The sequence below is a fragment of the Psychromonas algarum genome (assembly GCF_004376845.1).
Lineage (GTDB): Bacteria > Pseudomonadota > Gammaproteobacteria > Enterobacterales > Psychromonadaceae > Psychromonas.
Window position 1 is genome coordinate 14243 of sequence record NZ_SNUW01000017.1, and the last position, 23820, is coordinate 38062.

At 36.5% G+C, this 23820-nt stretch carries 21 protein-coding genes; 11 read left to right on the forward strand and 10 right to left on the reverse strand.

Annotation, left to right across the window (positions count from 1 at the left end; translation table 11 throughout):
- Positions 1–207: 207 nt before the first annotated feature.
- From E2R68_RS12975 to E2R68_RS12990, 4 genes are all read left to right on the forward strand, one after another.
- Entirely contained in the window at positions 208–1221 is a 1014-nt protein-coding gene (locus E2R68_RS12975) for an amino acid ABC transporter substrate-binding protein (protein WP_134278107.1), read from the forward strand.
- A gap of 71 nt (positions 1222–1292) precedes the next feature.
- Positions 1293–2477: an amino acid ABC transporter permease gene (locus E2R68_RS12980; protein ID WP_208380242.1), complete on the forward strand. Its 1185-nt coding sequence runs from the start codon at positions 1293–1295 to the stop codon at positions 2475–2477.
- Between the two features lies 1 nt (position 2478).
- The gene (locus E2R68_RS12985) at positions 2479–3558 is read left to right on the forward strand and encodes an amino acid ABC transporter permease (protein WP_134278108.1); all 1080 of its coding nucleotides are present in this window, start codon (positions 2479–2481) and stop codon (positions 3556–3558) included.
- An 11-nt stretch (positions 3559–3569) separates the two neighbouring features.
- On the forward strand, positions 3570–4316 hold the full coding sequence (locus E2R68_RS12990; RefSeq protein WP_134278109.1) for an amino acid ABC transporter ATP-binding protein: 747 nt from the start codon (positions 3570–3572) through the stop codon (positions 4314–4316).
- Positions 4317–4366: 50 nt separating this feature from the next.
- On the opposite strand, the gene E2R68_RS12995 is transcribed toward E2R68_RS12990, so the two are convergent.
- The 3 genes from E2R68_RS12995 to E2R68_RS13005 form a co-directional block, all read right to left on the reverse strand.
- The gene (locus E2R68_RS12995; protein WP_134278110.1) at positions 4367–4876 is read right to left on the reverse strand and encodes a GNAT family N-acetyltransferase; all 510 of its coding nucleotides are present in this window, start codon (positions 4874–4876) and stop codon (positions 4367–4369) included.
- A gap of 165 nt (positions 4877–5041) precedes the next feature.
- Positions 5042–5365 carry a rhodanese-like domain-containing protein gene (locus E2R68_RS13000; RefSeq protein WP_243834686.1) on the reverse strand — a complete coding sequence of 108 codons (324 nt, stop codon included), beginning with the start codon at positions 5363–5365 and terminating at the stop codon, positions 5042–5044.
- 97 nt (positions 5366–5462) lie between these two features.
- Positions 5463–6371, reverse strand: a complete 909-nt coding sequence (locus tag E2R68_RS13005; RefSeq protein WP_134278112.1) for a LysR family transcriptional regulator — start codon at positions 6369–6371, stop codon at positions 5463–5465.
- Between the two features lie 148 nt (positions 6372–6519).
- Here E2R68_RS13005 and E2R68_RS13010 point away from each other — a divergent pair, with 148 nt between their 5' ends.
- The 3 genes from E2R68_RS13010 to E2R68_RS13020 all read left to right on the forward strand — a co-directional run bounded on the left by E2R68_RS13010 (position 6520) and on the right by E2R68_RS13020 (position 12534).
- Positions 6520–7677 (forward strand): MFS transporter, encoded by a 1158-nt coding sequence (locus tag E2R68_RS13010; protein WP_134278113.1) that lies wholly within the window; start codon positions 6520–6522, stop codon positions 7675–7677.
- 675 nt (positions 7678–8352) lie between these two features.
- The gene (locus E2R68_RS13015; RefSeq protein ID WP_243834687.1) at positions 8353–9399 is read left to right on the forward strand and encodes an efflux RND transporter periplasmic adaptor subunit; all 1047 of its coding nucleotides are present in this window, start codon (positions 8353–8355) and stop codon (positions 9397–9399) included.
- A gap of 3 nt (positions 9400–9402) precedes the next feature.
- Entirely contained in the window at positions 9403–12534 is a 3132-nt protein-coding gene (locus E2R68_RS13020) for an efflux RND transporter permease subunit (RefSeq protein ID WP_134278114.1), read from the forward strand.
- A gap of 101 nt (positions 12535–12635) precedes the next feature.
- Here E2R68_RS13020 and E2R68_RS13025 read toward each other — a convergent pair whose 3' ends face one another.
- The 5 genes from E2R68_RS13025 to E2R68_RS13045 form a co-directional block, all read right to left on the reverse strand.
- A complete protein-coding gene (locus E2R68_RS13025; RefSeq protein WP_134278115.1) occupies positions 12636–13049 on the reverse strand; it encodes a GFA family protein in 414 nt (137 codons plus the stop codon).
- Between the two features lie 427 nt (positions 13050–13476).
- Positions 13477–14367, reverse strand: coding sequence for a DMT family transporter (locus tag E2R68_RS13030; RefSeq protein WP_134278116.1), 891 nt, complete (start codon positions 14365–14367; stop codon positions 13477–13479).
- A gap of 502 nt (positions 14368–14869) precedes the next feature.
- On the reverse strand, positions 14870–15322 hold the full coding sequence (locus E2R68_RS13035) for a GyrI-like domain-containing protein (RefSeq protein WP_134278117.1): 453 nt from the start codon (positions 15320–15322) through the stop codon (positions 14870–14872).
- Positions 15323–15326: 4 nt separating this feature from the next.
- Positions 15327–15497 carry a rhodanese-like domain-containing protein gene (locus E2R68_RS13040; protein WP_347876595.1) on the reverse strand — a complete coding sequence of 57 codons (171 nt, stop codon included), beginning with the start codon at positions 15495–15497 and terminating at the stop codon, positions 15327–15329.
- Positions 15498–15683: 186 nt separating this feature from the next.
- On the reverse strand, positions 15684–17003 hold the full coding sequence (locus tag E2R68_RS13045) for a CinA family nicotinamide mononucleotide deamidase-related protein (RefSeq protein WP_134278119.1): 1320 nt from the start codon (positions 17001–17003) through the stop codon (positions 15684–15686).
- A gap of 345 nt (positions 17004–17348) precedes the next feature.
- Between E2R68_RS13045 and ylqF the strand changes: the two genes are divergently transcribed.
- Complete coding sequence (ylqF, locus tag E2R68_RS13050) at positions 17349–18290, forward strand: ribosome biogenesis GTPase YlqF (RefSeq protein WP_134278120.1); 942 nt, start codon at positions 17349–17351, stop codon at positions 18288–18290.
- 432 nt (positions 18291–18722) lie between these two features.
- On the forward strand, positions 18723–19415 hold the full coding sequence (locus E2R68_RS13055; RefSeq protein WP_134278121.1) for a hypothetical protein: 693 nt from the start codon (positions 18723–18725) through the stop codon (positions 19413–19415).
- Positions 19416–19468: 53 nt separating this feature from the next.
- On the opposite strand, the gene E2R68_RS13060 is transcribed toward E2R68_RS13055, so the two are convergent.
- Positions 19469–21397 (reverse strand): DNA topoisomerase III, encoded by a 1929-nt coding sequence (locus tag E2R68_RS13060; protein ID WP_134278122.1) that lies wholly within the window; start codon positions 21395–21397, stop codon positions 19469–19471.
- A gap of 148 nt (positions 21398–21545) precedes the next feature.
- Here E2R68_RS13060 and E2R68_RS13065 point away from each other — a divergent pair, with 148 nt between their 5' ends.
- Positions 21546–22019: a hypothetical protein gene (locus tag E2R68_RS13065; protein ID WP_134278123.1), complete on the forward strand. Its 474-nt coding sequence runs from the start codon at positions 21546–21548 to the stop codon at positions 22017–22019.
- 40 nt (positions 22020–22059) lie between these two features.
- On the opposite strand, the gene E2R68_RS13070 is transcribed toward E2R68_RS13065, so the two are convergent.
- Positions 22060–22407, reverse strand: a complete 348-nt coding sequence (locus E2R68_RS13070) for a DUF1294 domain-containing protein (protein ID WP_208380243.1) — start codon at positions 22405–22407, stop codon at positions 22060–22062.
- A gap of 171 nt (positions 22408–22578) precedes the next feature.
- Between E2R68_RS13070 and E2R68_RS13075 the strand changes: the two genes are divergently transcribed.
- The gene (locus E2R68_RS13075; RefSeq protein WP_134278124.1) at positions 22579–23787 is read left to right on the forward strand and encodes an IS256 family transposase; all 1209 of its coding nucleotides are present in this window, start codon (positions 22579–22581) and stop codon (positions 23785–23787) included.
- The last annotated feature ends 33 nt before the right edge of the window (positions 23788–23820 follow it).

Here is a 23820-nt window from a genome sequence, read left to right on the forward strand (position 1 = left end):
CAAAACGTGACTTAAGTCGTAAAAAAATCAGATATACCCATGACTGGGTGGCAATCGCGTAAGCCTTACTTATGATTAATATTGTTCAATGTATGGGGTGGCACGCAAATTGCTATCTTTACAGTATATGAATATCGTTACAAAGCTCGTTACCTAACTATTCATAATTGACTTTATATATTATTTTTAAGCCACAAGGAAAATACCATGAAAGTGACAAAATTAGCTCTATTAGTTGGTCTTACCGCGTTAGTTCCAACCCTATCTCAAGCTGGTACCCTGGAAGATGTTGTTAAAGAAGGTGTACTGAAATGTGGTGTATCAACTGGTATCCCAGGTTTCTCTGCTGCTGATTCAAAAGGTGTTTGGCAAGGATTAGATGTAGATTTTTGTAAATCTGTTGCTAGTGCTGTTTTAGGTGATGCAAGTAAAGTTAAATACTTCCCACTCACAGCTAAAGAACGCTTCACTGCCTTACAAAGTGGCGAAATTGATGTACTTTCTCGTGCAACCACTTGGACTGCGACACGTGATACATCTTTAGGTTTGAACTTCGCAGGTGTTAACTACTACGATGGTCAAGGTTTCTTAGTAAGTAAAAAACTAGGCGTTACTTCAGCTAAAGAATTAGATGGTGCAACATTCTGTATTCAAGCTGGTACAACAACAGAACTTAACTTAACAGATTACTTCAAATCTCAAGGTATGGAATATAAAGCGGTTACCTACGATACATCAGGTCAAACAATCGATGGTTTCAAAAGTGGTCGTTGTGATGCTGTAACATCAGATCGTTCTCAATTAGCGGGTTTACGCATTAAATTAGATGATCCAAAATCAGCGGTTCTTTTACCAGAAACGATTTCAAAAGAACCACTAGGTCCAGTGGTACGTCAAGGTGATGACGCATGGTTTAACATCGTTCGTTGGACTATGTTTGCAACAATTGAAGCTGAAGAATTAGGTGTTTCATCAAGCAATGTTGATGAAATGTTGAAATCTCCAAACCCTGGTATCAAACGTCTATTAGGTGTTACAGGTAAAACGGGTGAAGATTTAGGTCTTAAAAATGATTGGGCTTACCAAATTGTTAAGCAAGTTGGTAACTACGAAGAGTCATACGACAAGCACGTAGGTAAAGACTCTCCAATTGAAATAGAACGTAGCTACAACAAACTATGGAACGATGGTGGATTAATGTACCCAATGCCAGTACGTTAATTTTAAACAGTACCCCAGGGGAAGTTAAGCTTCCCCTTTTTACTCCGCTGATTAAAAGTTAAAAGGCAATTATGAAAAACAAACCACTCCCAACAGACGGTCAAGGAATTTTAAATAATCCGAAATACCGTGCAATTATCTTTCAAGTTATCGCATTAGCACTTGTTGTCTTTTTCGCAATTTACTTTGCTCACAACATGTTTGCTAACATTGAAAGTCGCGGTATTACAACCGGATTCTCATTCTTAGATAACACCGCTGGTTTTGGCATTAGCCAAACTTTAATTCCCTATGATGATGGAACATCAACTTTCTTAGACGTATTTATTGTGGGTTTATTAAATACCCTTCTCGTCTCTATTCTGGGAATAATATTCGCATCGATTATTGGTTTATTAATAGGTGTTGCTCGTTTATCAACTAACTTCTTAGTCTCTAAACTTGCATTAATTTATATTGAAACTTTTCGTAATATCCCAATCTTATTGCAGATCTTATTTTGGTATAACGTCGTACTTGCGGCCTTACCTGGGCCAAGACAAAGTTTTGCTTACCTAGATAGCATATTTTTAAATAATCGCGGGTTATTATTACCAGAGCCTATTTTTGAAAGTGGCAGTATGTCGATTCTTATCGCTTTCATACTCGCTGTTGCAGGTGTTATTTATTTAACACGTTGGGCTCGCAAACGTCATCATGATACAGGTCAAGAATTCCCAATATTTAAAGTATCTATCGCGTTACTTATTTTAGCGCCAACATTAGTTTACTTTATTGCAGGACAACCTGTTTCTGCAGAATACCCTGTATTAAAAGGGTTTAACTTTAGAGGTGGTTTAACCATCATTCCGGAGTTATTAGCGTTATTATTTGCATTAAGCATATATACTGCGACCTATATTGCCGAAGCCGTACGAGCTGGTATTGAAGCCGTTCCTAAAGGGCAAAAAGAAGCGGCAAAAGCATTAGGTCTAAGCGACTATGTAATTTTAACAAAAGTTATTTTGCCTCAAGCATTGCGCGTTATCATTCCTCCTGTTATCAATCAATTCTTAAACTTAACGAAAAACTCATCATTAGCAACCGCCATTGGTTACCCTGAACTGGTGACTTTATTCTCAGGAACAACATTAAATCAGGTAGGACAAGCGATTGAAATCATATTGATGACAATGGCAGTTTACCTCGTGATCAGCATTGTCATTTCAATCCTATTGAACTGGATTAATGCAAAAATGGAAATAAAAGGACGTTAACATGGCAACTTATACGATGAAAGAAGCCAAGCCGGCTCCTTCAACAAACAAAGGTGTAATTTTCTGGTTAAGAGAAAACTTATTCCCAGATGTAAAAAATACTCTTCTAACGTTAGCAGGCCTGTATTTTTTATACACTATTCTTCCTCCATTATTAAACTGGATGATTTTTGATGCTACTTGGAGTGGTTCGAAAGAAGATATTGTAAATAGTGGTGCTCGATGGATATTTATTGTCGAAAAATTCGACCAATTTATATATGGGTTCTATCCAGAAGCTTTACATTGGCGCCCTAACCTAGTAGCAATTATCTGTATTTTATTTGTCTTTTCTTTTAAATACATTAAAAGCATTAAAGTTAAAATTGCAGGAATAATATTATTTCCAATTGTTTGTTACATTTTAATTAGCGGTGGAGTATTTGGATTAGAAACGGTGCCAACTGAAAAATGGGGTGGCTTAATGCTGACTATTTTAGTTGCAGCGGTTGGTATTGTTGCTTCATTCCCTATCGGTATCGTTTTAGCACTAGGTCGTCAATCTGACATGCCAATTCTTAGAACTTTATGTATCGGTTTTATTGAGTTCGTACGTGGTGTGCCATTAATTACTATTTTATTTATGGCGTCAGTCTTACTACCACTCTTTTTTCATGATGGTATCGAGTTTGATAAATTATTGCGTGCACTTATCGGTATAACGCTTTTCCAAGCGGCATACATTGCCGAGGTGATACGTGGTGGTTTACAAGCGATACCAAAAGGTCAATATGAAGCCAGTGAAGCACTTGGATTAAGTTATTGGCAAGGAATGATTTTAATTATTCTTCCACAAGCTTTAAAAATATCTATCCCTAACTTAGTAGGTTCGTTTATCTCGTTATTCAAAGATACGACCCTCGTTTTAATTATTGGTTTATTCGACATTTTAGCCATGGTAACACTGACCAATAGTGATACTAATTGGCTCGGTTTCGAAGTAGAAGGTTATGTTTTTGTAACTATTATTTACTGGGTATTCTGTTTTTCTATGTCGCAGTATTCAAAATCAATTGAACGTAAATTTAACACCGAGCATTAAAAGGAAATATCATGTCAGACCAAGAATTTATGATAACAATGAAGGACGTCAACAAGTGGTATGGTGATTTCCATGTACTAAAAGATGTAAACCTAAACATTAAAAAAGGCGAAAAAGTCGTTATCTGTGGCCCATCAGGCTCAGGTAAATCGACAACAATTCGCTGTTTAAATCACCTTGAACAATTCCAACAAGGTCAGATATTTATTAACGATACTGAGTTAATTGATGATGTAAAAGTCGTGCGTCATATTCGCTCACAAGTTGGGATGGTGTTTCAACATTTTAACTTATTCCCACATTTATCCGTGCTAGAAAACTTATTATTAGCGCCTACTTGGGTACACAAAAAACCCCGTAAGGAAGCGATTAAAACTGCGATGTATTACTTAGAACGAGTAAAAATTGCAGACCAAGCACATAAATACCCGAATCAATTATCAGGTGGTCAACAACAACGTGTAGCGATTGCGCGTTGTTTATGTATTAACCCTGAAATCATGTTATTTGATGAACCTACCTCAGCACTTGATCCAGAAATGGTATCGGAAGTACTAGACGTAATGGTCGAATTAGCGGATGAAGGTATTACTATGATTTGTGTGACCCATGAGATGGGCTTCGCTAAAAAAGTGGCTGACCGCGTTATCTTTATGGATGCTGGACAAGTTATTGAAGAAAATGAACCACATGAGTTTTTTGAGAATCCACAATCGGATCGCTTAAAATTATTCTTGGATCAAATTTTATCGCATTAATAATATGCGTTTACGACATTAAAAAGAGCTAAGTCAATTAGCTCTTTTTTTTAAGTATTATCAGGATCAATCTGTTCTACCACTTTACTTTTAAATGTTAAATCTGAATAAAACTGAGTCACTAAATGAGCGGTTTCAATGGCAGTACGTTGCATTAAAGGAACGGCTCGCTCTGTTGCCGTTATATAGGCATGAATGTGTTTATAGCGAATTAACAAAGGTTTAATGACCTCTTTATACATCTCATCAGCTAACAAGCTCGCATAACCTTTATTACGATGCTCAGGTACAGTTACAAAATGTATCACACCTAAATCTTGATAATGCACACCATTAAATAACTTAACTTTACCTGTACACGCTTCATAATTTTCAAATAAGCTATAAGCCACTAACTCTTGATTTACATACAGTTTTATTACTTCAGCCTGCGTGCCATGCCGGAGTGCTTCATGATCTATTAACCATTCAAACAAATACCACATTTTCATATTGATCTGCCCTAATTTAAGCAGTTCTTGAGCGCTTGATTTGGCGCTACTGTGTTCAAAACGTTGCATTGATGGCCTATTAAAAATTAGATTTAAAAACAAATGGAAAAGAGCGTTTACACACTCGATAGATAAACTTTGAGATATGATCGATGATGATTAATTAACAGCTACCTTAGAAAAAACTATGCCTACATCTATTGTTAATTCTTAGCCCGACTTTCTCATAACAGTTCATTCAATTCCTCTGGCTTTACGTGCCTCTTCAATACTACCTGCATTATGCAGGTTCTTATAACCGATAGCTTTTAAAGCAGACAATGCAATATCAGAACGACCGCCAGTATTATCATAAAGATAAAGTTCTGTATTTTTATCAGGAAAAAGTACCGTAACTTCTTTAACAATATTTGAATGAGATATACGTACATCACCTGCAATATTGTCTCGTTGATTTTCACTTAAAGTACGTACATCAATCCATACTGGATCTGCAAAAGATAAGGAACTAGAAAGCACCATAAAAATAACGGAAAAAGTATATATAACAGTTTTCATTTTCATCTATTATTTAAAACCTCAAAATAAAATTATCACTCGGTAAATCAACTGACGCGATGTAATGTAATGTAATACAAACTATTAATGCTTACCTTTAAGCAAGTTTTTCAAAGAGAAAATCTAAAAATAAACGAATACGTTTAGGCTGATATTTTTTGCTTATGTAAACAACATTCAAATCACTGCTTGAAGCCGACATCGCACCACTGAAATTTTTCATATAACCATCAAGCACAGTCACTAAACGTTTATGCTCAATATCCGCTTTCACATCCAACCATGATTTTAAGGCTATACCAATCCCTTCAAGTGCCCATAATCGGATCACTTCACCATCATCAGAAAAACGATTAGGTACCACGGTAATAGAATTTTTATTATCTTTATCCTGAAAATGCCAGGTTTTTAACTCTTCATTGCTGCGTAACATCGCTAAGCATTTATGTTGCGCAAGATCTTGTGGTGTTAATGGAGTGCCATATTCGGCAAGATATTCAGAAGAAGCACATAATACACGTCGACTAGATAATAACTTCCTTGAAATTAAACTACTATCAGCCAACTCACCATAACGGATCACTATATCCATTCCTGATTCAGCAATATTACTGACTTTATCATCTAAATAAATATACGGAACAATATCAGGATATAAAGCACAAAACTCAGACAAAATAGGCAAAATATATTGTTTACCAATATCTCTAGGCGCAACAATTTTTAAAGCCCCTTTAACTTCTTTAACACCACTTTGTATTAGATGCTCAGCTTCTTTCACATTTTCTAATATTTCTAAGCAGCTTTTATAATAAAGGTCACCTGAATCAGTTAATGAAATATGTCGAGTACTTCGATTAAGCAATTTGACACCATACCTTGCTTCAAGCGCCTTTAACCTTGCCGTCATTGAGGCTGGTGAAAGCCCTAATTCTCGTCCCGCAGCAGCTAAACCTTGATGCTTTACGATACTCACAAACATTGCCATATCTGAAAACCGATCCATTTAGCGCCTCATTATTCAGTTTTTACGAAATATAATTTCATATTTTACTCAATTATCAATGTAGTTAAAACAAATATAATCATCAGCATTAAAGCAAACAACCTATTTGACGTATATAGCGTTTATCAATTAATTGAAGGAATTGATCATGAATAAAGAAAAAATGCCATTTCAAGTGTGGATATTAACACTCGCTGCATTTGCAATTGGTACAGCTGAATTTGTTATTGCAGGAATACTGCCACAAATAGCAACATCATTATCAATTACTGAAGGGCAAGCTGGTTACTTAATCAGTGCCTACGCATTAGCTATCGTTATTGGTGGTCCAATTTTAACTATTTACCTTGCTCGTTTTAACAAGAAATATGTATTACTTGGATTAATGGCACTATTTATTATTGGTAATATATTATCTGCACTCGCACCAACTTATCATTATTTATTACTGAGTCGAGTCATTGCCGGGCTTGTACAAGGACCTTTTTATGGAATTGGAGCCGTTGTTGCAACAAATTTAGTATCACAAAAAATGGCAGGAAGAGCTGTTGGTCAAATGTTCGCAGGTTTAACGTTAGCGAATGTATTAGGTGTACCAGCAGGCACTTGGATCAGCTTACAATTTGGATGGCACAACACATTCTTTACCGTGGCTGCATTTGGCGCCTTAGCCATGTTTTTCATTATATTATCGATTAAATCAACAGGTCATAGTGAAGCTAAAAATGTTAAAGAACAATTACGTGCATTCAAAAATCCAATGTTATTAATGAGCTTAGCTATTACTGCTTTATCATGGTCTGGTTTTATGGCTTTATATGGTTACCTAGCTCCTATTGCAACACACATTTCTGGTTACAGTGAGCATGCGGTGACATGGATATTAGTTATTGTTGGAATAGGTTTAATTATTGGTAACATTTTAGGCGGACGATCTGCAGATAAAGATCTTAAAAAAGCATCTATGTTTTGGGCGGTAGCCATGATCATTTCATTGATCATCGTTGGTCTTGTGATTGAAAATCAAATACTGTTTGTGATTGCTGCTTTCATCTTTGGTGTTGCATCATTTGCAAATGTACCTGCAATGCAACTTCGAGTGATGAACCATGGTGGTGAAGGTCAAGAATTAGCTGCAACAGCAAACATTTCAGCTTTTAACTTAGCGAATGCGTTTGGTGGGTTTCTAGGCGGTATAGTAATTGATAGTCAGTTAGGTGCTGGCATGATCCCGTACTTCGCAATTATTATCCCTATTATTGGTTTGGTATTTATTGCAAAAGCAAATAACGCAGAGAAAAAATAAACCTTTATATTTCACCAGATAGCCTCGAGGTTTTTATCTCGAGGTTTTATTCATTCCCTAACATAGAAAATACTTAACTTTTCTCTATTTTAAATAGCCCCCCCTTTAAATAGTCAGTAAGTACCTATTATTATAACAATGCTTTAATTCACTCCGCTGAAAGACATTCATGATTTGGGAAAGCTCAACAGTGGAGAAGTTTTAGCCACATTGATCATCGCTTTAATCATTAGCTCATTGATATTATTAACTAAAATGTATGGTTCCCTAATACCTTCCAATGCTTCAAAGCCTCCAATTAATAAGTACAACTAATATGCGAATCATCAGTAAGGTTACAGAAGAAAGTAGAGCTTTTTACTATAAACCCAACTCATTCATCAGAATAATTTACTCAAAACCGTAGTCATGCATTTTCTTTAACTTCATCTTAACCTTGCTTATGAGACGATTACATTAATAGTCTATTTTGGCACAATATTTTTAAACTCTAAGGCTTCACTATGTCTTGTATTAAAGCATTTAAATACCCTTTATATTTGTTACTTTCTTTAACATTATTAGGGTGCAGCAAACAAACAACCCCTGAGCAACGTCCTATTAAAGCTGTACATGTTAATACTTTAACTCTCACCCCCCTCAACAATACGTTTAAGTAATGAACTGCCAGGGCGTATTACTGCATTTAAAGAAGCTGAAGTTCGCCCGCAAATAACTGGCATTATACAAAATCGCTTATATCAGGAAGGTAGTTATGTTCAAGCCGATGAAGTACTTTTTCAAATTGACCCGACCACTTATCAATCAGCAGTGAATAGTGCTGAAGCACAGTTAAAAAAAGCAATTGCAAGTGAGGCCACAAATGCCAAAGAAGTTAAACGTTATGCACAGCTATTGAAGAAAAAATTAACCAGTCAACAAAATTATGACCAAGCTGAATCTGTTTATTTACAAGCAAAAGCTGAAGTAGCTATTCGCCAAGCTGAATTAGATTATGCCAATATCCAACTTTCTTATACAAAAATAAAAGCGCCTATTTCTGGCTATGCAGGGTTTTCTCTTGTATCAGAAGGTTCATTATTAACATCTGGTCAAGCTAATTATATAACAACGATTATTCAAACAGATAATGTTTATGTTGATATGAAACAGTCCTCAGTTGCCCTTTATAAATTAAAACAAGAGTTTATGGACCTAAAAACGGAGAAGCCGACGATCCCCGTTACAATTACTTTAGAGGATGGCTCAACCTATCAACACACAGGGCATTTGGAATTTCTTGATACACAGGTTGATGACTCTACGGGAACCGTTACTTTACGAGCAATTATTCCAAATCCAGAAAATACATTATTAGCAGGTATGTACGTAAGAGCACATATTGCTATGCCTGAAGAGCGTGAATACTTAGTTATTCCTCAATCATCTGTTATCCGTGGGCAATCAGGATCTCCGTCAGTTTATGTTGTTGGAGAAGATAATAAAGCGCTAAAAAAATCTGTAGTGTTAGGCAATGAAGTTGACAATGGTTGGATTGTCACTAAAGGATTAACAGCCGGAGATAAAGTCATTATTAATAACTTTAATAACATAAAACACAATCAACTAGTCATTGTTGATAATCAAAAGTCTCCCACTAAAAACATTTCCTCCGTAAGCGACAAAATCAGTTCTGCAAGCACCGCTGCTGACTCAGCAACTAATTCACAGGATGTTGATTAAACTATGTCTAAATTCTTTATTCAAAGACCCATTTTTGCATGGGCAATTACTATTGTAATTATGTTATCAGGCATCGCATCCATTTTTACGCTACCGATAGCTCAATATCCAACGATTGCACCACCAGCAATCACAATTAGCGCTTCATACCCGGGGGCCTCAGCAAAAACAATTGAAGATAGTGTTACACAGGTTATTGAACAAAGTATGACAGGTTTAGATAATTTACTTTATATGTCATCAACCAGTGACTCTGCCGGAAATGCAGAAATAGTCTTAACCTTTAGTGCAGAAACAGATCCCGATATTGCACAGGTTCAAGTACAAAATAACTTACAGCAAGCAAGTAATCGCTTACCTGCAGCAGTACAAAATCAAGGTATATCAGTCAGAAAAAGTAGCTCTGGTTTTATGTCAGTTACCAATCTTTACTCTCCCGATGATTCAATGAACGCAGGTGATATACAAGATTATGCAAACTCTAATCTTAAAGATGTTATTAGCCGTGTAAATGGTGTGGGTAGTGTCAGAATATTTGGTCCTTCTTACGCAATGCGTATCTGGTTAGATCCCGCTAAATTAAATAGTTACAACTTAACACCACTGGATATTTCTGACGCAGTATCAGTGCAAAACAGTCAAGTAACCGTAGGACAATTAGGTGGGACTCCATCTGTTGATACGCAATTAATTAACGCAACCATTACAGCACAAAGTTTATTAACAAGCGTTGATGAATTTAAAAATATCTTATTAAAAGTAGATGGAAATGGAGCAAAGATCCGCTTAAGTGATGTGGCACGTGTCGAATTAGATAGTGCAGACTTTAGTGTGATCCCTTCATTTAACGGTTATCCTGCATCAGGCATTGCAGTTGTACTTGCTTCGGGTGCAAATTCCTTAGATACACAGGATGCAGTTGATGCAAAACTAGCAGAGTTATCTGAAAACTTTCCAGAAGGTTTGGCAATGGCCAAATCAACAGATAATAATATTTTCATTCGCTTATCTATTGAAGAAGTTGCTATTACATTAGTTGAAGCGGTTGCATTAGTTTTTCTTGTTATGCTGCTATTTTTACAAAATTTAAGAGCAACATTAATTCCAACGATTGCCGTGCCAGTTGTACTCTTAGGCACATTTACCGTGATGTCCATGTTAGGTTTTTCAATTAATACATTAACCATGTTTGGCTTGGTACTGGCTATTGGTTTGTTAGTTGATGATGCAATTGTTGTTGTTGAAAACGTTGAACGAATAATGCATGAGGAAAACCTATCTCCTTTAGAAGCCACTAAAAAATCCATGCAACAAATTACTAGTGCCTTAATTGGTATCACTATGGTTTTAGCCGTTGTATTTATTCCAATGGCATTCATGGCGGGGTCAACGGGTGTTATCTATCAACAGTTTTCATTAACAATTGTTTCAGCAATGGTACTGTCGGTATTAGTTGCTTTGACGCTAACACCCGTCCTATGTGCCACACTATTAAAACCTGCAAGTAATAAAAAACCATTAAAGATATTTAATCTTTTTAATGCCGGATTTGACTATTTATTATCGGGTTATCGTCGTTCGATAAAGCACGTTTTATTACGACCGTTACGCTTTATTCTCGTTTACGCATTACTCTTCGCTGGCACGGCATATTTATACAACGCATTACCAAGTTCATTTTTGCCAAATGAAGACCAAGGTGATTTCAACGTCATGGTGCAATTACCAGTAGGCTCTACATTAAGAGAGACTACAGATGTAATGAATGATGTAAAAGAGTATTTTGAAGAATATGAAAAAGATACTGTACGTTCTGTATTCACTGTTTCAGGTTTTAATTTCTCAGGTTCAGGGCAAAATGCTGCAATGGGATTTTTGGGATTAAAAGATTGGTCAGAAAGAACAAAGCCAGGTACAGATGTTAATTCCATTATCCAACGTACTATGGCGCATTTTGCAGACTATAAAAAAGCCTCTATTTTTGCTTTTAATGCCCCCCCAATTAGAGAGTTAGGGCAAGCTTCTGGTTTTGACTTTTATCTCGAAGACATAGCTAGCATTGGGCATACTCAATTAATTGATATTCGTAATCAATTAATTGCCAAAATGGAACAAAGTCCAGTACTTCAAAAAGTAAGACCGAATGGTTTAGAAGATAATGCTCAATTTTTTCTTGATATTGATTATGAGAAAGCCAAAGTCTTTGGAATAGATATCAATGAAATAAACCAATCACTGTCTATTGCTTGGGGCTCTGCTTACGTAAATGATTTCATTGACCGTGGGCGCTCTAAAAAAGTCTATATACAATCAGACGCAGAATACCGTATGACACCAGAAGATCTTGACCTATGGTTTATTCGTAACAACCAAGATGAAATGGTGCCTTTATCAGCATTCAGTTCTTCTCATTGGGGGACGGGATCACCACAATTAGTCCGTTATAACGGTAATTCTGCCGTCGAAATATTAGGTGAAGCAGCACCCGGTTATAGTACAGGGGATGCAATTGCAGAAGTTAATAAGATAGCGGCTGAATTGTCTAAAGATGTTCAAGTCAGCTGGACGGGCATGTCTTATCAAGAAATAGAAGCAGGTAACCAAGCCCCTCTTTTATATGCTATTTCAATACTGATGGTATTCCTATGTTTAGCAGCATTATATGAAAGCTGGACTATTCCAATAGCAATTATTTTAGTGGTTCCTTTAGGTGTACTTGGTGCATTAATGGCCATTATGTTCAGAGGTTTAGAAAATGATGTTTACTTCCAAGTAGGAGTATTAACCACCATAGGTTTAACGGCTAAAAATGCAATTTTAATTGTTGAGTTTGCAAAGGAACTGTATGACAAAGGCATTAACATGCTAGATGCCACCATACAGGCTTGTGAAATGCGCTTACGACCGATTATGATGACGTCATTAGCATTTATACTTGGTGTATTACCTTTGGTAATTAGTACCGGAGCTGGAGCAAATGCTCGTAATGCAATTGGTACCTCGGTAATGGGGGGAATGATTGCAGCAACTTGTTTAGTTATTTATTTTGCACCATTATTTTTTGTACTCATTTTAAAACTATTTAAGTCAACACCAACAGAAGTTGAAAAGATAACTGACAATACTAAAGTTTAAATAATGATTCAGAATTGAGGTTAAATAAAAGATAAGGGTAATATTTTATTATATTTACCCTTATCTTTTATCAATGATTAACAGTACATGTCAATACAACTTTAACGCTGTTTATCAAATACTTTTACCCCATCAGGGAGCTGATACCAACTTACTTTTTCACTTACCCAAGTATGTACTGAAGGCTCAAATAAATTATCTTCAGGTAAATTAATAGGCTTTAATTTTAACTTCACTGTCTCTGGTTGCTCTGGGTTATATTGATAAACTCTGTTGCCACATTCAGGACAAAATTTAGCACTATTTATATTCCCACTTGTTGCTTTTCTACTCCATTCTTTTAGCTCACCAGTGAACTCAATAGCAGACGTTGCAACCACTGCAGTGACACTAAATGGGCCGGTTGATAATTTTTGACACTCAGTACAGTGACAAGCTAAAACAAGCTTAGGTTTTTCAAATAGCTTATAAGTTAGCTGTCCGCACTGACAAGAGCCTTGAATTGGAAAGCTCATATTTCACTCCAATATTAAATAAAAATAGAATAACTATTTCACTGCACCTTTTAGAGGCAACTATCTCATTATCAATGTTCGTTGAACAGAAACACTTTATAACTGCAAAAATAAATTTCACCTGTTAGACAGATACTCTAGGTAAATAATAGCATTCCGCTTAATCACGGTAATTGTGAAACCATGATGGTAGTCCAAATACAGCACGCACCATAAAGCCAATTCCGGTAATTTTAATTGATAAGGACCCGAAAAAATGAAGATGGTATTTGGGTGATATGGCACCAACCCTATTAAAGTTAATGGGTGTTGAACAACCAACCACAATGACAAAACACTCATTAATTTAATTATAACAGTCACGCACAGTGATAAAATAGCGTTGTTAACAGAGTAGGATTAACGCCCTACTGCTGAATTTAGATTATTATTTAATCGGCACCCGCTTACGTGTTAGCGCTATTCCGACAATAATGAATATCATTGCTGCCAGGCTGTGCCACTCAATCGCTTCTCCTAAAAGAAGCGCGCCAGTAAAATACGCCACAATAGGGATCACATAATTAATGTACGAAAGAAATGTAGGGCCTGCCGATCCGATAACGGAAAACAAAAGAATGGTGGCCAATGCAGTCGGTCCGATACCTAACCACAACATGGATAGCGAGGATGTTAAAGAATAGCTTTGTTGCCACGGCAAACCTTGCCATAGCCAAAATGGCACGATAACGAGACTGGAAATAATCATCACACCTGCCGCTGTTACCACAGGGTTATAAGAGGGTAATCGCCTCACCAAAATAGCATTTATCGCATAACTAAAAGTGGCGAATAAAATCAATAAACCACTCAGTAAGTTACTATGGGCTCCGACTAGCGATGGCCAAAGCACAATCACTACACCAGTGATACCTAACAGAAAACCTAAAACTTTAAAGCGATTAAGGCTTTCTCCAGACACAAAATAATGTGCCAAAATCATTGTCGCCAGCGGCATAAATGCCATCAATAATCCCGTAATGCCAGAGCTAATATCTTTCTGCCCCGTTGAGATAAGAAGAAATGGCAACAAATTCCCCATAATACCTAACAATAAAAATACCGCCCACGCCAAGGGTGCTAAAGGCAAGCGCCAACCCTTTATATACATAAAGAAAGTGAGAATAACCGCTGCAATCAACACTCTCAGAGAGACAATAGCAACAGGGCTAAAACTTTGCAGTGAGACTGCGGTAAACATAAATGATGTCCCCCACAGCAAAATGAGTAACAGCAGAGAAAGCCAGTCTTTGATAGTAGGCGTATAGTTGAGAGACATGTATTTGATCCAATTAGCATGGTGACTAGATAGTTTAACCGACAAGCTCTCACTTTGTTGATTATTTTATTATCATGACCTAATGGGTCACTGAGTTTTAGTTTGCTGTTGCTTAAAGGTATTCATGAGTTGGGAAAGCTCAACGGTGAAGAAGTTGTAACCGCATTGTGTATCGTTTAACTCATTGTATGATTGATTTCGATGTATGGGGATTCTGTGCTTTGATGAGTTTGTTAAGCTCGTCTTCGCTCGTTGGGGCAACTTGATTTTTATTAGCGGTGATTTCGCCCTGTCGGCGACTTTACTTTCTCTAAACCAGTAGAGAAAGTAAGCAAAGAGAGCTGGCACCGAATGAACTTACAGAAAACGTCCTGTTTACTGTTGCAGAAAGGTATTCATGATTTGGAAAGCCCAACGGCGGGGAAGTTGTAGCCACATTGAGCATCGTTTTAATCATTAACTAATACGTCATCTTTACACAGCTTTATGACGTAACATCGGCTTAGGGCTCTTTCACAGCAATATGCAATTCAACTTGGTCAGGGCCAGAATAAAACTCAAAATCTACCGTATAGGCACGTTGATATGCGCTTTGCTCATTGGCAAAAAATTCCCACACTTCCATCCAGGCATTAATCACGGCTTGTGGCATTTCACCTTGTTGCATGAAGACTAAGTAATTCGCGTCAGGAAGCACCACTTTTTCTAACGTTTGATGCGCTAAGGGTTTACCGTCAAATCCCGATAATACGTTAAAACGGCCTGTATGGTCTGATTCATAATCAAAATAAACACCATAGACGCGTTCACCATTTTGATAATCAACCTTCACACTGCTATCAAATAACTGATGCAAGGCGCCTATTTTGGCTTTTTCTGGATCCATTTCAGTGGCGTTATCGGTTCTAGTACTGACACCATAAACCACTTTTTCAGCGCTGTGTTTTAATTGCATGTTATTACTCTATGCCTCTTTGTTCGCAGGCTTCGTTAATACTGCCTTCGTTATGAACATTCTTATAGCCTTCGCGCTCTAATGCTGATTTTGCAATATCAGATCGCCCACCCGTTTTATCATATAAGTAGAGTTCAGTGTTTTTATCTGGATACAAACGGCTCACTTCTCTCACAATATTAGAGTGAGAAATACGAATATCACCTTCTTTATTGTTACATAAACTTCTGATAGCGTACGTACATCAACCCAAACAACAACGGCATAAGCTTACCCTGCCATCAAGGTTACAATAAAAGAAAAAACATTATGCTTTTTTTAAACTTCACTAAAGATACCTTTTTAATCACTGCTAAAATAATTAGACGTTAATCAAATCTTCAACCAGATAAACAGATGACGCTATACGCTTAATATAACCGTAATCCGCCATTGGTGATAAATTCAAAATTGCACGGCGTAACATATCAAAAGCGATAGCGACCGTAATCTCCCTAATGTAGTCGCGACTACGCTGTGAGGAAATTTTGATCATTTGACAATGCACTTGAGAGCCAGCTTTAACAGCGATAACCACTGTGCCAACTGGATGCTTGTCATGTTCACTCGCAGGGCCAGCTACACCCGTTGTTGCAATTGCAAAATCAGTCTCTTTGATTTTTGTATTCACCATTGCAGCACCAATAGCCATTAGTGCTGCACATAATAACGACACTTCAGAATGTTCATCAAGGCAAGCTTCAGTCACTTTTAATAGGGTATTTTTTGCTTCATTGCAGTAACTCACCACACCTTGTTTAAGGTAACGGGAACTACCTGGAAAATTCACTAATTGACTACAAACTTCTCCCCCCGTTAATGATTCTGCAATACTGAGAGTTTTACCTGCTTGGGTTAATAATTCATGTACTTCAGATGCGAGAGTGGGCTGGTTTTTGGCAACAATGCCATCCCCTAATTCCGCAACAGCTTGTTGTACCGCGATATTTTGCTCTGATTGGCTCACATCTCTTGCGATAAGTTTAAGCTCTAAGTAAGGCATATAAGCACGATACCCAAGTGAAATGCCTTTTGGCCAAATGAGTTTTTCTAAACGTTCCGCCATATCAGACTCGCCAATGCCTAAACTCAATAACTTAGTCACCGCAACTTTACTTTGTGATCCCGCTTCTGATTGAACAAAAGGAATAAATTGCTCTAGCACCATTTTTTTATATTCATGCGGTACACCAGGGGTAAAGAATAACCATGCGCCATTCAATTTTGCTCTAAAGCCACAGGCACTACCGACAGGGTTATCAACCAAGACAGCACCTTCAGGTAATAAGGCTTGTTTATAATTACTGTCTGTCAGTTTTACGCCTCGTTCCGCCGCCCATTCAACTAAGCGATCACACCAAACTTGGTTTCTTTCTAACTTAACGCCCATTGCTTCAGCCATGGCTTGTGTTGATAGATCATCGGCCGTCGGCCCTAACCCACCATTGACGAGAATAATATCGGCACAGTGACTACGCTCTTTAAACACTTCAATTAAATCTTCTAAGCGGTCACCCACTGTGGTGCGACGGTGCATTTCAAAACCATTGTCCATCAGTTGATTGCCTAACCAAGCGGCATTAGTATCAACTATTTGCCCTGACAGAACTTCTTCACCTGTACATATCATTTCTAATTTCATGGGTGTTTATTACCGTATTCTTAAGTGGATGATTTATCTAATTAATAATAACTCGTTACCGTTAATTTTGTTTAATGTCGTTATCTAATATTACTGTTTTATTGTGGTATATGTCTTTGAGGGTAAAAGACAATGATTAACAAATAATGCCATTGATTTGCTCTCACGTAATGCAAATTGCAGGTTAAACAATATAGCCTATTCAAAACAGAAAATTAAAATCACTGTACCATCTACTTGACGCATCAGTTAAACTTCACAGCAAATGTATTATAAATATTTCTAGCTTGCTCATTTATTCCTCTCATGAGAACACGCTAAGATAAATAAAGGGTTACAAATCAAATGAGTAAAGCGAATATCCAGTGGTTTCCTGGACACATGCATAAAGCACACAAGCAAATCAAAGAAGTCCTTCCACAGGTTGATATCATCATTGAAGTTGTTGATGCTCGTATTCCATACAGCAGTGAAAACCCTTTAATCGCCGCCATTCGTGAAAAAACACCTTGTATTAAAGTATTAAATAAAGCCGATCTTGCAGATCCTGAAATAACGGAAAAATGGATTGAATATTTAGAGCAAGATCAAGACATAAAAGCTATCGCGATTACCACCAGCAAGCCAGAACAAGTACATCAAATCACCAAACTATGTGAACAGATGTTGCCTCATCGTTTAGGTCAGGATAAGCAGATTCGCGCCATGATCATGGGGATTCCTAATGTTGGAAAATCAACCATCATTAATATTTTAGCTGATCGAATCATAGCTAAAACAGGGAACGAGCCTGCTGTTACTAAAAACCAACAACGTATCCGTTTACCAAGCGGTATTATGTTATCTGATACACCGGGTTTTTTATGGCCAAAAATTGAAAATGCTAATTCAGGTTATCGTTTAGCAGTGACTGGTGCTATCAAAGATACAGCCATTGAATATGAAGATATCGCTTATTATGCTGCCGAGTATTTAATTAAACATTATTTACCACGTTTACAACAACGCTATGAATTTGAAGAAACACCTCAATCAGATCATGAGTTAATGGAGTTAATTGCTAAACGCCGTGGGGCTTTACGTACAGGTGGACACTTTGATATCTATAAAGTATCAACTATTTTATTAAATGAATTACGCTCAGGGGCATTAGGCCCATTAAGTATTGAGACACCAGAAATGGCGGCAGTAGAAAAAGTAGAAGTTGCTGAATTAATGGCAATACAAGCTGAAAATAAAGTAGAAAAGAAAAAATCAAGAAAGCGCAAATATAATAAAAGAAGATAAAATCAACTGCCCCATTAAAATTTAAAATAGTTATAGCTCTTATATGACTATTTTAAATTTCCACCTTTGTTCTCTCAATAAATAGTTTAATCTATTTTACTTGTTAAAATAGTCCGCTTCTTCATTGTAAATTTCGTAAACTGAACAGTTACTTGTGTCAATTTACGTCCTGAATTGAACTGTTTTTTCAGCGCAAAATGTAGATACATATTTATTGTCATCAGTATTATCAAAAAATGATCAGCATAAATTCAAAAAAACTCAGTAATCAATTAGTTGAAAAACAAAATCCGTTGTATATTTGAGAAATATTTATATCTTCTACTTAGAGCATCCATCATGACACTACAGAGAAAGAAGTTAGTGTGTAATAGCTAATATAGTAACTAAGTAGATATGTATTCTACGATCATCTAACAAATGGATACGTTTATGACCTCAAGATTATTGAAAAGTGCAATAGTAACTATTCCAACTATTTTTTTAAGCACTAATGTGTTTTCCGCTGAAGAAGAAAAAAAAGAAACAAGTATTGAACCTATAGATTTTACGACTTACCGTGCCATCGATACACCTGTAAACTATAGCTATATTGCTCTTAATTTAGGTAAAGACGATTACGATAACTTTGATCCCTCTGTAACAACAGCTGGATTACGTGGTCAAGTATTACTTAATGAAAGATATATTTTCAAAATGGGTTACGAAACCTCACTTCTAGACAAAGATAATGCAGGTAACGATCTTTCATATCAATCAAGTGTTTTTGGTATGGGTATCGGCTTACGTCAAGCAATATTTAAAACAACCGATATCGAATTTGATGCGCATGTGCTCTACAACTGGCGTGATAATGATCAGACCAATAAATCCGAGCAAGAGTTAGGCTATAAAGTGGGCGCTTATATCAATCAAGGCATTGGTGATAGTTTTGAAGGTACTCTTGGGGTTAATTACGTTTCAGAATATAGCCAAGAATCATTTAACTTTCTTCTTTCTGGAACACAATACATTACAGAATACGTAGGTCTAGGTCTTGATGGTAAATTAAGTAACCGATCAAGCAGCACCTTCACAGGTGACTTGCTCTATGTTGGTGTTCATCTACGTTTAGCATTTTACTAAAATAATAAATAAGTAGTCTCAATAGCTCAGTTATAACAATATCTGAGCTGTTTTTATTTCTTTTTAAATCCTCCTTTTGTATTTGTCGTCTTTCTTTTGCGAAAAGGCTTTTTAAATCCTTTAGGGCTAGCAGGTAAATTAACTAATGCTTGTGGTCCATCACTAATCGCTCTTGTAATTATATTTTGTAATTGTTCTTGTAATGGAAATACAAAGCCTTGATAACTTTGCTCTTTCTGACTAATTGCATCCAACTGCATTTCCCATAGAGCCGTCATATCAGGCAATGTTAAATTATCAGGTAAACTTTCAATTAATTTTCTTCCCACTTCTGTTGCTTGAATTGTTTTACCTACTCGTTGTAAAAACTGACGTTTAAATAATAATTCTATAATGCCTGCTCGTGTCGCTTCAGTCCCTAGACCATCAGTTTCTTTTAATACTTTTCTTAATTCAGGATCCTGTACAAAACGCGCAATATTACTCATTGCAGCAAGTAACGTTGCATCACTAAAATGGGTTGGTGCTTGAGTATTTTTATCAACAACCTCTCCTTTTTGGCAATGCAGAATTTGCCCTTTTTTTAAGTTAGGTAAAAAACTTTCAGTTTCCTTTTGTGGAAATAAAATTTTCCATCCATCACTTTGTTTAGACTTAGCTTTACTAATAAACAAACCTTGGTTTATTTCAATTTCTGCAAAGCATTCAGCATAACAATAATCATCATAAAACTGACTAAGATACTGCCGTGCAATCAATTGATAGATATTCTTAGAAACAATATCTAACGAACTGCTTAGCTTTTTTGTATCTGTTGGAATGATTGCATGGTGTGCATCAACTCTACTATCATTCCAAGCCCTGCCCTTAATCGACAAATTAGCATCAGTCACCGCTTTTTGCATAGCAGGTTCATTGTTAGCAATTGCTTGTACTACATATTGCGCCTGTTGATGGTGGTTACGTGGTAAATATCGCGAATCTGAACGAGGATAGGTAATTAACTTATGTTTTTCATACAATGCTTGAGCGGCATCTAACACTTGTTGTGCACTATAACTAAAACGTTTTGCGGCATCTATTTGCAACCCAGATAAATTATAAGGTAAAGGTGCTATCTGTTTTTTGTTTTTATTAGTAAAGCTTTTTACCTGTGCGGGTTGGTTTGTTATACGTGCTGCTACGTTTTCCGCTAATGCTTTAACGATAACACGCCCATCACTATCTTGATAAGCAGCACATGCTTCGCTAGGCTGCCATTTAGCGGTAAAAGTAGATTCAGCGAGGTTGTCAGTTTGACAATGCGCTAATACCTCATAAAAAGGTTTACTAACAAACTCTTCAATTTCTTTATCACGCCTTGCAACCAAACCTAATAATGGTGTTTGTACTCGCCCTACAGAAATCACTCCTTGGTAACCTGACTTTTGTGCAAGTAAGGTATAAGTACGGGTTAAATTCAAGCCATATAACCAATCTGCACGGGTTCTTGCTAATGCTGAAGTTGATAAAGGAATAAAGTCTTGATTGGAACGAAGCTGTTGAATCGAACGCTTAACGGCATTAACGGTTAAATCATTAATTAAACAACGCTGTACCTGTTTTAATTTAACACCTTTCACACCACTAAAATGGATCACTTCATCAACTAATAACTGTCCTTCCCGATCAGGATCACCAACGTGTACCAGTTGATCGGCTTGCTTAATTAGTTTTTTTAATATGCTTAATTGTTTACTCGTTTGCGCAACAGACTTTAATTTCCATTTATCAGGAATAATAGGTAAATGCTCAAACTTCCATTGCTTAAAAGCAGGATCATAAACCTCAGGATCAACTTGTGTTAGTAAATGTCCAATACACCAACTCACTACATCGCCATTAGCAACATAAATACAGCCATCAGCTTTACGATGTGGTTTAGGAAGCGCATCGGCAACAGCACGCCCTAGACTTGGTTTTTCAGCAATATATAATTTCAACACTCACCCCACTGTTTTTATACACAGTATTTTATAAATAAGAAAAATTCAAGCTTCGACTGATTTTATTTGCAACTAAGTCGACTATTGTTTGACTAATAAATTATGCCTTTTACACTTTGAGAATTATCTTAATAAGAATTTATCTATGAAAATATCAAAAAAAATAATTCCAATATTATGTTTTAGCTCCACTCTGCTTATTACCGCTTGTAATACGGAACAAGAAAAAGAATTAACAAAAGCTAAAGAAATCCCTATTAAATCTTGGGAAACAGTAGAAAACTCTAGCAAAGAGATCTGGGAAAAAAGCAAACAAACTGGATCTGACATTTGGGTATTAAGTAAAGAAAGCACTCAAGAAGCTTGGCAAGAAGGTAAAGAATCAAGCCAAGATCTCTTACAAAAAGGCAAAGAGTCTAGTGCAAGTATTTGGCAAGAGAGTAAACAAAAAACATCTGAAAAGTTACAATCATTAGGGGAATCAACAAATAATATATGGCAAGAACATAGTGAAAAAATACAAAAATCATTAACAGAATCAATAGATAAATTAAATGACAATATAAATACTGATAATACTGATAATACTGATGAGCCTTATGAATCCGATGAAATTTAATATTGATTGCAGATATAGAACCTAACTTAGAAAACTATCTTTAATAAAAGAAATAAAGAAGCACTATGCTCATATTCAATAAACTCATTAAATAGAACCAAGCTCTAAAACTAGCTTTAGTTGTTTTATGATGAAAGAGCAATTGACCTAATATACTGCCCGGCCAACCTGAACATAAAGCTAAAAGATGAAAATATTTTTCTGGTGTTCTTCTCCAGTTTTTTATTGCCGCTATTTTATCTATTCCATAGAACAAAAAACTCAATAAACTACTCGCCACTAAAAAATAAAGAAAAATGATTGGTAGTAGCTGAATTGACTGATAATAAACGATAAATGCGCTATAAGTAACAGCTATCATAAACATGATTATATTTTTAAAATTCATAGTAAACACCTCAATAAAAAGGCATTTACCATAACGCTATTTCAAATTTTTAACTAGCATTAAAACTTATTGAAAACACAAAATAAAACAGTGGGCATAAAAGGGAGACTGTAATAAAAACTGTGTAACTGCTTATTTATAATCCTACTATTTGGAAAAGGATAAGCAGTTATGGATCAGAAGCAATTAGAAGCGTTTGCTCGTGAAGCCACTAAAACATTAAAAACAGAAAAAGACCTCAATAACTTTAGTCAGATGCTAACTAAGATAACCGTTGAAGCTGCATTGAATGCAGAATTAGACGACCACCTTGGTTACTCCAAACATCGAAAATCATCAACCACTAACAGTCGTAATGGCAGTTCAACTAAAACTATTATTACTGACGATGGCCAGTTTGAACTTGAAACTCCCCGTGACAGAGAAGGCTCTTTTGAGCCTCAGTTAGTCAAAAAACAACAAACTCGTTTTACCTCAATGGATGACAAAGTGTTAAGCCTATATGCGAAAGGCATGACAACACGTGAAATAGTCGCTACGTTCAAAGAACTTTATGGCGCAGATGTCTCTGCTTCACTCATTTCAAGGATTACTGATTCGGTGATTGAACAAGTGATTGAATGGCAATCTAGACCCTTGGATAATGTATATCCTATTGTTTATCTTGATTATATTGTGCTTAAGATTCGCCAGGATAAACGGGTCATCAATAAAGCTGTCTACCTAGCACTAGGCGTCAATATGGAAGGCCAGAAAGAACTGTTGGGCATGTGGATGTCTGAAAATGAAGGCGCTAAATTCTGGCTTAACGTGCTGACCGAACTTCAAAACCGAGGTGTTAAAGATATCTTAATCGCTTGTATTGATGGCCTCAAAGGCTTTCCTGATGCGATTAATACGGTTTACCCAGAAGCACAGATACAACTCTGTATCGTGCATATGGTTCGGAATTCAATTAAGTACGTACCTTGGAAGGATTACAAAGAACTGACGGCTGATTTAAAAGGTATCTATCGAGCAGTGACTGAAGATGAAGCCTTAAAGGCATTGGATGACTTTAGTGATAAATGGGATGAGAAGTACCCTCAAATCAGCCGTTCATGGCGTGCTCATTGGCATAACCTCAATACGTTGTTTAGTTATCCTGAGGACATCAGGAAAGCGATATATACGACCAATGCGATTGAGTCATTGAACAGTGTAATACGTAAAGCCATCAAGAAACGTAAGGTGTTCCCAACGGATGATTCGGCTAAAAAGGTGGTTTATCTTGCTATCATGGATGCATCAAAGAAATGGACGATGCCAATAAGAAATTGGAAAACGGCCTTGAATCGTTTTATGATAACGTTCGAAGACCGTCTTAAAGACTACGTTTAAAAACCGCAGTTACACAGAATTATTTACAGGGTC

Excerpts from the sequence above, each read along its gene's own strand:
- E2R68_RS12975 (WP_134278107.1), top strand. The coding sequence starts at position 208 with ATGAAAGTGACAAAATTAGCTCTATTAGTTGGTCTTACCGCGTTAGTT.
- E2R68_RS12980 (WP_208380242.1), top strand. The coding sequence starts at position 1,293 with ATGAAAAACAAACCACTCCCAACAGACGGTCAAGGAATTTTAAATAAT.
- E2R68_RS12985 (WP_134278108.1), top strand. The coding sequence starts at position 2,479 with ATGGCAACTTATACGATGAAAGAAGCCAAGCCGGCTCCTTCAACAAAC.
- E2R68_RS12990 (WP_134278109.1), top strand. The coding sequence starts at position 3,570 with ATGTCAGACCAAGAATTTATGATAACAATGAAGGACGTCAACAAGTGG.
- E2R68_RS12995 (WP_134278110.1), bottom strand. The coding sequence starts at position 4,876 with ATGCAACGTTTTGAACACAGTAGCGCCAAATCAAGCGCTCAAGAACTG.
- E2R68_RS13000 (WP_243834686.1), bottom strand. The coding sequence starts at position 5,365 with ATGAAAACTGTTATATATACTTTTTCCGTTATTTTTATGGTGCTTTCT.
- E2R68_RS13005 (WP_134278112.1), bottom strand. The coding sequence starts at position 6,371 with ATGGATCGGTTTTCAGATATGGCAATGTTTGTGAGTATCGTAAAGCAT.
- E2R68_RS13010 (WP_134278113.1), top strand. The coding sequence starts at position 6,520 with ATGAATAAAGAAAAAATGCCATTTCAAGTGTGGATATTAACACTCGCT.
- E2R68_RS13020 (WP_134278114.1), top strand. The coding sequence starts at position 9,403 with ATGTCTAAATTCTTTATTCAAAGACCCATTTTTGCATGGGCAATTACT.
- E2R68_RS13025 (WP_134278115.1), bottom strand. The coding sequence starts at position 13,049 with ATGAGCTTTCCAATTCAAGGCTCTTGTCAGTGCGGACAGCTAACTTAT.
- E2R68_RS13030 (WP_134278116.1), bottom strand. The coding sequence starts at position 14,367 with ATGTCTCTCAACTATACGCCTACTATCAAAGACTGGCTTTCTCTGCTG.
- E2R68_RS13035 (WP_134278117.1), bottom strand. The coding sequence starts at position 15,322 with ATGCAATTAAAACACAGCGCTGAAAAAGTGGTTTATGGTGTCAGTACT.
- E2R68_RS13045 (WP_134278119.1), bottom strand. The coding sequence starts at position 17,003 with ATGAAATTAGAAATGATATGTACAGGTGAAGAAGTTCTGTCAGGGCAA.
- ylqF (WP_134278120.1), top strand. The coding sequence starts at position 17,349 with ATGAGTAAAGCGAATATCCAGTGGTTTCCTGGACACATGCATAAAGCA.
- E2R68_RS13055 (WP_134278121.1), top strand. The coding sequence starts at position 18,723 with ATGACCTCAAGATTATTGAAAAGTGCAATAGTAACTATTCCAACTATT.
- E2R68_RS13065 (WP_134278123.1), top strand. The coding sequence starts at position 21,546 with ATGAAAATATCAAAAAAAATAATTCCAATATTATGTTTTAGCTCCACT.
- E2R68_RS13070 (WP_208380243.1), bottom strand. The coding sequence starts at position 22,407 with ATGAATTTTAAAAATATAATCATGTTTATGATAGCTGTTACTTATAGC.
- E2R68_RS13075 (WP_134278124.1), top strand. The coding sequence starts at position 22,579 with ATGGATCAGAAGCAATTAGAAGCGTTTGCTCGTGAAGCCACTAAAACA.